Genomic DNA, 2391 nt, shown 5'->3' with positions numbered 1-2391 from the left:
TAAACTGTTTCACCCATTCTTGAGGGTTGTCTCCCACTGGCGCAAAGTCTAAACCTCTGCTCTTAACAAAGTCCTTGAATATAGGATTACTAGCTAGTTGTACTTTGTGACCTGCGGCTTTTAAGCCCAGCCCTAGAGCAACGAAAGGTTGTACGTCGCCCCGCGTTCCAACTGTTATAATAGTAATTCGCATATTTTGTCTTGAGATCAAACCACATGAACAACCGAACAATTTTGTTTTTAGTAACTACTATCTAAAATTTTATGATTTGATTTTTTGACTTTAGAAAGCCAATCTTTAGCTGACTTTAAAATTTCTGAATAAGGAACCGTTGTTTCGGCTATTAAATCCAAAAAAAATGGTGCAAAAAACTGGGGAAAAAGTTGGTTCATTGTTCTAGCAAACTTACGCCTTAAAACAAACTGTAAGAATAATGGTTTAGATATGGGAATACTGTTCTCAGCCAGGTTCTTCAAGGTATGAGCATCTCGTATCCGGCGAGCTGTAAACTGTGGTATCGCCTTAGTATAGTCATCATCATACTCATCCAAAATGCGATCGAACACAATTACATCTTCTAAAGCTGAATTGCAACCTTGAGCTATAGTTGGGGGTACGGCATGGGCAGCATCTCCAATAATCAATACACTATCACCTTGATGATAACGATTGCAGCGAATTGTCACGAAGTTCCAGCCTGGTCTTTTGACAAAAGCTTCGGCTTCAGATTCAGACATTAGCTTGGCAACTTCTGGGAAATTATGCTCAAAAAATTCCCTTACCTCTGACTTACTAGAAATACCCATTACTTGATTTTTTTTGTGGTTAAAAACAAGACCACAACTTAGGGTATTGTCGGGCTGAGGCATGGCTAATAATCGCGTACCATCCTCTAATTTCCATGAGTGTAGCTTGTTTGGTTCTAAGTTAATTCGTAACTTATCATTAATTCGCGATAAGTAAACGGTTTTGTATACCTCATGGAGATAACTTTGTTCAAACTCGAACCTTTCTGTATTTAGAAAGTGAGTTCTTACTACTGAACGCACCCCATCTGCTCCGAACAAGAAGTCATAGCCAACAGTAATTTCTTCTTCTGTTTCTTTTTTAAATTTCAAGCGCTTATGTCTAAAATCTACTCCGATACATCTGGAATTGAAGTAAATGTTGACTTGTCGATTTTTGTCTTTTTCTTCGAGCTTTTCTAAAAGCGTATTTACCAGTGTATTACGGTCAATAGTCAGGATTGGTTTTCTCCTTACTAATTCCTGAGGTTTACTGTTTTTTGAATAATTAATCATGCCCGTGTTTTCGATTCCATGAGATTTTACCGCTTCCTCTAATCCGATATTCCTTAAAGCGTTCAATCCCCTTTCAGAAAGGAGAAGGGGGAAAGTTCTGTATTTAGAGAAAGAGATTTTTCTGGGATCGGGGCGGCTATCATAGATATCGATTTGGTATTGACCGCGACGTAACAAGTAATGAGCAAGTAAGGAACCAGCTGGTCCAGCACCAATGATTGTAACTTTCATCACAAAAACTCCCTTGGCATCCCAATTATGCAATAGTTTCCTGGTGAGGAAAGCGAGGCGGGATTTTTGCCGCTTTCCCATTAGTTAGGCTAATCTTTAAATAGGGCAATAACCACCCCATATTTTTTTATCATAAAAAGTCAAGGTGATTAACTGTTAAGTGAAAGAATCACAGCTGATCAGGAACGTGCAACAATTGGACAGCTTGCCCTTTGACCTACTCCCGACGTTAGATTAAAAGTGCTCTAGGTGTTCTAGATCTATTAGCTACGATTCCAAACAGCAACCTGTCTATCTAAGAGCTGATTTGTAAATAAAAGCTTAAGAAGCTAATCGGCGAGTCATTAAACTAATGAGCGAGCCATAAATCATCGCTTCGCACTTTGGTAGTGTACAACTCATAATCCTTATATAGGTTAAAGGCTAATCAGCCCGTCATTGAGTTACCTTTAGATTATCTTTACAAATCAGCTCTAAATTCGCGGAGATAACGTTTATAAATTACCCTGGGTGCATCTCATTTTTACAAAAATACTAGGATGATCAGGCTTAAACCCTTATAATCCCGTTACCTGAGTTATTGATTGCCAACTTTGAGATTCACCTATTATACCATATCCGCTTGCCACACCCCCTTTATAAAAAATCGACCAAATCCTTTTATTCGAGTAATCTATAGCTGTTTGGATAAGGGGGGTATGGGAACAGGATTTGGTATTACCCATTACCCTTTACTAGTCTAAGCACAAAAAATAAAAAACTAGATTCTATAAGTTATTTTTTTGTCAAAAAATATTATTATAAGTAAAACTTATAATTAAGAGAAAATTAAGATTAATAGTTGATTATAAAAATAAG

Annotated in this window: 2 protein-coding genes; both read right to left on the bottom strand. The window is 37.4% G+C overall.

The genetic code is table 11. The features are described from left to right. Positions 1-193 (bottom strand): glycosyltransferase (locus tag F6K37_RS38390; RefSeq protein WP_287256356.1); only part of this gene is annotated, 193 nt, incomplete at its 3' end. A 47-nt stretch (positions 194-240) separates the two neighbouring features. Next, on the bottom strand, positions 241-1614 hold the full coding sequence (locus F6K37_RS38385; RefSeq protein ID WP_287256353.1) for an FAD-dependent oxidoreductase: 1374 nt from the start codon (positions 1612-1614) through the stop codon (positions 241-243). Between the last annotated feature and the right edge of the window lie 777 nt (positions 1615-2391).

Origin of the sequence: Moorena sp. SIO4E2, assembly GCF_010671945.1 — a bacterium.
Taxonomy (GTDB): Bacteria; Cyanobacteriota; Cyanobacteriia; order Cyanobacteriales; family Coleofasciculaceae; genus Moorena; species Moorena producens.
The sequence above is the reverse complement of the archived record's forward strand: the minus strand, read 5'-3'. Positions and strand labels throughout refer to the sequence as shown.